The 7,043-nt window shown below is 47.2% G+C and carries 6 protein-coding genes and 1 pseudogene; 6 read left to right on the top strand and 1 reads right to left on the bottom strand.

Annotated features, from left to right (window positions below; translation table 11 throughout):
• Positions 1 to 10 precede the first annotated feature (10 nt).
• From GBH70_RS07655 to GBH70_RS07680, 6 genes are all read left to right on the top strand, one after another.
• A complete protein-coding gene (locus GBH70_RS07655; RefSeq protein ID WP_151680487.1) occupies positions 11 to 1,177 on the top strand; it encodes an NAD(P)/FAD-dependent oxidoreductase in 1,167 nt (388 codons plus the stop codon).
• Positions 1,178 to 1,269: 92 nt separating this feature from the next.
• Positions 1,270 to 2,421: an N-methyl-L-tryptophan oxidase gene (solA, locus tag GBH70_RS07660; RefSeq protein WP_151680488.1), complete on the top strand. Its 1,152-nt coding sequence runs from the start codon at positions 1,270 to 1,272 to the stop codon at positions 2,419 to 2,421.
• Between the two features lie 272 nt (positions 2,422 to 2,693).
• Positions 2,694 to 3,839 carry an NAD-dependent epimerase/dehydratase family protein gene (locus GBH70_RS07665; RefSeq protein ID WP_151680489.1) on the top strand — a complete coding sequence of 382 codons (1,146 nt, stop codon included), beginning with the start codon at positions 2,694 to 2,696 and terminating at the stop codon, positions 3,837 to 3,839.
• An 18-nt stretch (positions 3,840 to 3,857) separates the two neighbouring features.
• Positions 3,858 to 5,012: a glycosyltransferase family 4 protein gene (locus GBH70_RS07670; protein ID WP_151680490.1), complete on the top strand. Its 1,155-nt coding sequence runs from the start codon at positions 3,858 to 3,860 to the stop codon at positions 5,010 to 5,012.
• An 18-nt stretch (positions 5,013 to 5,030) separates the two neighbouring features.
• Positions 5,031 to 5,375, top strand: coding sequence for a GtrA family protein (locus GBH70_RS07675; protein ID WP_151680491.1), 345 nt, complete (start codon positions 5,031 to 5,033; stop codon positions 5,373 to 5,375).
• Positions 5,376 to 5,558: 183 nt separating this feature from the next.
• The gene (locus GBH70_RS07680) at positions 5,559 to 6,029 is read left to right on the top strand and encodes a divergent PAP2 family protein (RefSeq protein WP_151680492.1); all 471 of its coding nucleotides are present in this window, start codon (positions 5,559 to 5,561) and stop codon (positions 6,027 to 6,029) included.
• Between the two features lie 316 nt (positions 6,030 to 6,345).
• Here GBH70_RS07680 and GBH70_RS07685 read toward each other — a convergent pair.
• A pseudogene (locus GBH70_RS07685) lies at positions 6,346 to 7,043 on the bottom strand (SDR family oxidoreductase); the annotation flags it as partial.

Here is a 7,043-nt window from a genome sequence, read left to right on the forward strand (position 1 = left end):
TGGGTCCGGTATGAAAAATCAAGTGGATATAATCATCGTAGGCGGGGGGATTATCGGTTCAAGCGTGGCGTATCATTTGCTGAAGGACGGCTTTACCGGGAAAATCATTGTTTTTGAAAAAGACGGCACATACGAATTTGCCTCGACGCCGAGGAGCGCGGGCGGTTTCCGGCAGCTTTATACAACCGATATCAATATTAAAATGAGCCGGCTCGGTCTGCAGTTTTATAAAAATTTTGCCCGGAATATGGCGATCGGCACAGAAACATTTGAAATTGATTTTAAACAGCTCGGGTATTTATTTCTGGCAACTGAAAAAATGATGCCGAAATTCCAGGAGCATTTGAAAATCCAGCACCAAAACGGCGTCTCTTCGGAACTCCTCGGGAAGGGGGAACTGCTAAAGCTTATTCCCGAGTTAAATACGGAAGATCTTGCAGGCGGGCTTTTCTGTGCGGAAAGCGGTTATTTGGACCCTTATTCCGTCATGCATGGATATATCAAGAATGCAAAACATTTAGGGGCGGAATATATTTATGAAGAAGTGGACGGCTTTCTTTCGGAACACGGACGGATCAAAGGTGTGCGGCTTACAGACAGCAGGGAATTTTATGCGCCGGTAGTGGTCAACTGTGCGGGAGCATGGGCATCCGGTTTAAGCCGGAAAGCGGGTCTTCCGCTGCCGGTCGTGCCGGTGCCGAGACGGATTTTCCTATTTGATGTGGAAAATCCGCTTGAAAAACATTTGCCGCTTACGATGGACCCGACTGGCGCCTATTTCCGGAATGAAGGGCAAAAATATATCGCGGGCTACGGGCAAGATGCCGGGTCAAAAATCGATTTCAGCTGGAGACGAACCGAATTTGAGGAGCAGATTTGGCCGATTCTCACCCGCCGCATCCCAAATTTTGAAAAAGCAAAAGTAGAGCGCGGCTGGGCCGGGCTGTACGATTACAATACGGAGGACCATAATGCGATCATCGGGGAGCACCCGCAATTAAAAGGCTATTTCACCGCATTCGGTTTCAGCGGCCACGGCATGCAGCAGGCGCCGGCAGTCGGGAAAGGGCTGTCGGAACTCATTCGGACCGGAAAGTATGACACGATCGATCTGACCCCTTTGCGAGTGGAACGCTTTGCGGAAAACGATTTGGTCGTAGAGGATGCCATTTATTGAAAATGGCATTTTTCTTTTCCATTGCAGCTTGTAAGTATTCAACATTTCAAATAGACTAAATGATATAAGATTTTTTTAAATGAGGGAAAAACATGGAGAAACATTACGATGTGATCATTGTCGGCGCCGGCTCAATGGGAATGGCGGCCGGATATTTTTTGGCAAAGCAAGGTGTAAAAACACTCATGATTGATGCTTTTGACCCGCCGCATACTTCAGGAAGCCACCATGGCGACACAAGGATTATCCGGCATGCATACGGAGAAGGGCGGGATTACGTTCCGCTTGTGCTGCGGGCGCAAACGTTGTGGAACGAGCTGGAACAACGATCGGAAGAAAAAATTTTTGACAAGACCGGTGTGCTTAGTTTCAGCCCGGAAGGCCTTTCGGCATTTCTTGACGAAGCGGTTGCCAGCGCAAAAACATACGGACTGCTGATTGAAATGATGGATGGCGCTGAAGTGAAGAAACGCTGGCCGGGCGTTGCAGTTCCGGACCATTACCGCGCCGTTTTTGAACCGGATTCGGGTGTGCTGTTTCCTGAAAACTGCATCTGCGCATACCGGAAGCTTGCGGAGGCAAACGGAGCAACCCTTTTAACAAATACACGCGTGGAAGATTTAAAGGCGGATGACCGGTCCGCCATTGTAAAAACGCCCCGCGGCACGTTTACGGCTCAAAAGGTAATCATAAGCGGCGGCGCCTGGAATGGAAAGCTTTTATCAAAACTGGGGCTTGACTTGCCGCTTCAACCTACCCGGCAAACGGTCGGCTGGTTTGAAGCGGACGAAGCGTTGTTCAATGCGGGCGTTTTCCCGGCTTTTACCGCGGAAAGCCCTGAAGGAATGTACTACGGCTTCCCGAGCTTTGACGGGAGCGGGGTAAAAATCGGCCGCCATGATTACGGGCAGGCAGCAGACCCGGATACAATCAACCGGGAATTCGGCATTTATCCGGAAGATGAAGGGGATATCCGCGGCTTTTTGGAAACATACATGCCAAAGGCGGCGGGCAGCTTAAAACAGGGGAAAGTGTGCATGTACACGAAAACGCCTGATGAACATTTTGTCATTGATACGCATCCGGAATTGCCCCATGTCATTGTTGCTGCCGGGTTTTCGGGCCACGGTTTTAAGTTTGCCAGCGCCATAGGGGAAATCCTCAGCCAGCTGGCAGTAAGCGGAAAAACTGATTATCCGTTAACCCTTTTTTCTATCAACCGGCCTGCACTCCGACAGAAATAACGATACGGCAGAAACTGATCGGAAAGCATTACAGTGCGAAAAGAAAGAATGTAAAGAACATTTTGGCGGAAAATCGGATCAGAAATGTCCGTTAGTAAGGGTGTAAAGGCTATTACGGTGGAAAAATGGAGCCAAAAGTCCGTTAACGCCTCTGACAGCGATTTTAATATGTTATTAATTTTTTATGTTTATGATAAAACATAATGAACCTGGCTATCTATCTTTATGTCATTTTATATGATTTCATCTTTACATCTTTAGGAGGAAGCATTATGAAAATTATCGTTGCAGGCGGGGACGGATTTTGCGGCTGGCCGACAGCACTTTATTTATCCAAACAAGGGCATGATGTCGCCATCATTGACAGTCTGATCCGGCGCAAATGGGACCGGGAACTCGGCGTCGATTCGCTCACCCCGATTTTCACACTTGAAGAACGGACGCAGCGCTGGTTCGAATTGACCGGCAAACAAATCAATACATACTTGGGGGATATGACCCATTTTGACTTTTTAAGGGAAGTGATGCGGCAGGAGCGTCCAGATGCGTTTGTTCATTTTGCGGAGCAAAGGTCTGCGCCTTACTCCATGATCGACCGGGAACACGCCGTATTTACCCAAACGAATAATGTCGTTGGAACTTTAAATTTAATTTATGCCGTAAAGGAACTTGTGCCGGACTGCCATATTATTAAACTCGGCACGATGGGCGAATACGGGCAGCCGAATATTGATATTGAAGAAGGCTATATTACGATTTCTCACAACGGCCGGGAAGATATGCTCCCGTATCCGAAACAGCCTGGTTCCATGTACCATTTATCGAAAGTCCATGACAGCCATAATTTAATGTTTGCCACCAAAAACTGGGGACTGCGCGTGACGGATTTGAACCAAGGGGTCGTTTACGGGCTGCATACGGATGAAACACAGCTTGATCCTGTCCTTGTCAACCGCCTCGACTATGACGGCGTATTCGGTACAGCTTTAAACCGTTTCCTCATCCAGGCGGCGGTCGGGCACAATTTAACCGTATATGGTGCAGGAGGCCAGACGCGCGGCTTTTTAAACATTAAAGATACCGTCCGCTGCATAGAGATCGCAGCCAATAATCCGGCAGACAGAGGGGAATTCCGTGTGTTCAACCAGTTTACGGAAGAATTCTCGATCCTTGATCTTGCCGAAAAAGTGAAACGAGTGGCAGAACATGAAGGCATTCAGGCAACAATAGACCATATTCAAAATCCGAGAAAGGAAAAAGAAGAGCATTATTATCATGCCGCCCATACAAAACTCGTAGACCTCGGCCTCAAGCCGCATTTATTAACGGATGACGTGCTACGTGGCATTTTGCTGACTGTGGTTGAATATAAAAACCGTGTGGTAATGGAAAAAATAATGCCGGATGTGAAATGGTAACAGAAAGCGGGAGAGGTTATGAAAATCGCGATTATTACGGAGACATTTTTACCGTCAACGGACGGGATCGTCACACGCCTTTGTGCATCGATCCGTTGGCTGAAACAGCATGGACATGAGGTGCTCGTAATTGCACCGGATCTGGGCGTATCCAATTTTGAAGGGATACCTGTAGCGGGTGTTCCAGCCCACACATTTTTTCTCTATAAGGATAAAAAGTTTGCCTTTCTTTCCCAGAAAGTCAAAAGGTACCTGCTCGAATTCGGGCCGGATCTTGTCCATATCGTAAATCCTGCGCTGCTTGGCGCCACCGGTATTTATTATACAAAATGCTTAAAGTTCCCATTAATTGCTTCTTACCATACGGAAGTGCCAAAATATGCCGATTATTACCATCTTCCATTTTTAAAACCGGTTTTATGGTGGTATTTCAGGTTGCTGCATAACCGTGCCGATTTGAATTTGTGCACATCCATGTCGGTATTAAAGGAATTGGAAGGAAAAAAATTTAAAAATGTGCATCTGTGGAAACGGGGGGTGGACACCGGGTTGTTCGGTCCAGACCGCTTCAATGCAAAGATGCGAACACGTTTAACTGCAAGGAAGACTGATAAAAAACTGCTGCTTTATGTCGGCCGGCTCGCACCAGAAAAAGGCATCGAAAAGATCCGCGAAGTACTGGACCTGTCCGATGATTTTTGTCTGGCAATTGTCGGCGACGGTCCGCACCGGAATTATCTCGAAAATTATTTTAAAGGCACGCCAACCGTTTTTACCGGTTTTCTCCATGGGGAAGAACTGGCAAGTGCCTATGCATCATCGGATATTTTTGTCTTCCCTTCGACAACGGAAACGCTCGGCCTTGTCCTGCTGGAAGCCATGGCGTCCGGGCTGCCCGTTGTTGCGGCTGAAAGCGGGCCTACAAAAGAACAGGTCACCCACGGCCGCACAGGTTTGCTGTATCATCCGGACATTCCGGATGACTTCATTCAGCAGGTTACAACACTAAAGGATGACGAACTTCGCCGCCGGCTATCCAAAAATGCCCGGGAAGCAGCCCGGAAGTTTGGCTGGGATGCCCCGTCCCGCCAGCTGCTTGCTTTCTATAAGGAAACAGTAAAAGGCTGTGCATTTTCCAGAAAAATGTCCGGGGAAAAACTAAAAATGCTATGAGAAACACAATCATTCAATATGGAAAATATTGTATTGTCGGGGGGGAGCTGCGCACTGATTGACCTTAGGGTGCTGTACGGTTTCCTTTCCTTTTTCCCTTCAAAGCAGCCGTTTTGGCTTGCATTTTGGAATTCGGTTGCATATGGCCTGGCTGTGTTAAACAGCTACTATTGGAATTCCAGGTTCACGTTTAAAGCAAAGAAAAATCCGAAACAGTTTATTGCGTTTATTACCCAGGCTGCCGCCAGCCTTTTGATTGCCGATTTTATTTTTGTCTCCGGTATTTATTTGTTCGGGATTTTCGCAGTATTCCTGAAATGGATCGGCACTGCTGTTTCAAAGCTGGCATCCATGTTTCTTTAATCATTAGCCAGCTTCCTGTTTAATAAATTTTTTGTTTTGTTTTCAAAAGATATAATGAAAAGAAATGGGGAGGTGGCGTTTGACCATTCCGCTTGTTTATTTGCAACGTAAAAGGAAAAAAATAAAAAAAGCTTTTCGCTTATATCACGTTCATTCATTAACGATAAAGGAACAGGAGGCAAAATGTTTTTACCTTATCCGATTTTGGCCGCAGTTTTAGGCATGCTCGCGGCGCAAATCATAAAAGTCCCGATCCATTTGGTGACGTCCGGGGAATTCAATTGGAGGCTCGCATTCAGCACGGGAGGGATGCCTAGTTCCCACACTTCAATGGTGATTGCTTTAACGACTGCAATCGGCTTGACTTCGGGATTTTACTCGAATGCATTTGCGATCAGCCTTATTTTTTCTTCGATTGTCATTTACGATGCAACTGGTGTGCGCAGACAGGCCGGTTACCATGCCGAAGTATTAAACCAGCTGATTGCGGATTTTAACCGCCTTTTGGAAACATTGAAAGACCCGGACATGAAAAATGCGGAATCGAGAAAGCAGCTGAAAGAACTTTTGGGGCACAAACCTGCCGAAGTTTTTTTCGGCATCATTACAGGTATCGTTGTCGGCATCGTCACTTTTATTTTTTATCCTTTTTAACGGTAAATGGAAAAAAACTGTCCCGAATGCTTTTAAAAAGCCGGGATCATACGATGATCGCTAATTTCTGAGACTCCAGCGGGAAAAGCGAGCAAGAAGAGCCTCCTCGTGCTGATGTATCGGGCGGGGAGGCTCGCGTCAAGTAAGGAAAAAACGTGAATTTTGCGATCGTCAAAATTTTTGATCATATAGCTTTGTTAAAAGGGGCCCCTTAGGCTGTTATCGGCTTTTGGGACTGCCCTTTTTTCATGTAATTATCCGCGATGCTCGCCTTTCGGTTAAATTTTTTCTTGGAGGCAAAACGGAGGAGCGGCCTTTATCCTCTCGGCAGCGATTCGGTCCCATCAATATAAATGTCCGTTCCGCTGATATGGTTGGAATCATCGGAAGCAAGGAACAAGACAAGGTCCGCCACTTGTTCTGGTTTGCCCGGCCCTGCGGCAAGCGGCTGGTCGCCTTCCGGGAATTCAACCGGAATCTGCACTTTTTCCAGTTCCTCCGTGCGGTTTGTATTTTGCTCGATATTTGTTTCAATCGCATCCGGGCAGACGGCATTGACGCGGATTTTGTAGCGCGCCAGTTCCAATGCGGCCATTTTCATAAACGCGACCTGCCTGGCGTTTGAAATGCTGTAGGCGGACATGCCGATGTTGGAGAAAATACGGTTGCCGTTGATCGAGTTTGTGATGATGATGCTGCCTCCCCGCCCTTTCATATGCGGGATTGAATATTTTGTGAAAAGAAAAGTTCCTTTCAAATCGTTGTTAACGTTTCATCCCAGTCTTCCGGTGAAAGGTCTTCGATCGGCGACACTGTCCCATTAATGCCGGCGTTGGCAAACACAATATCGAGCCGGCCCCAATGTTCGACTGTTTTGCCAATTGCATTTTTGACACGCTCAGGATCGGCGACATCGACCTCCTGAGCCATCGCCTCACCGCCTTTTTGTCCTATGAGATTTTTTACTTCATCCGCCCTTTCCTGTTTCATATCCATGACACAAACTTTTGCCCC

This window comes from Weizmannia acidilactici, assembly GCF_008974225.1.
GTDB lineage: Bacteria > Bacillota > Bacilli > Bacillales > Bacillaceae_C > Weizmannia > Weizmannia acidilactici.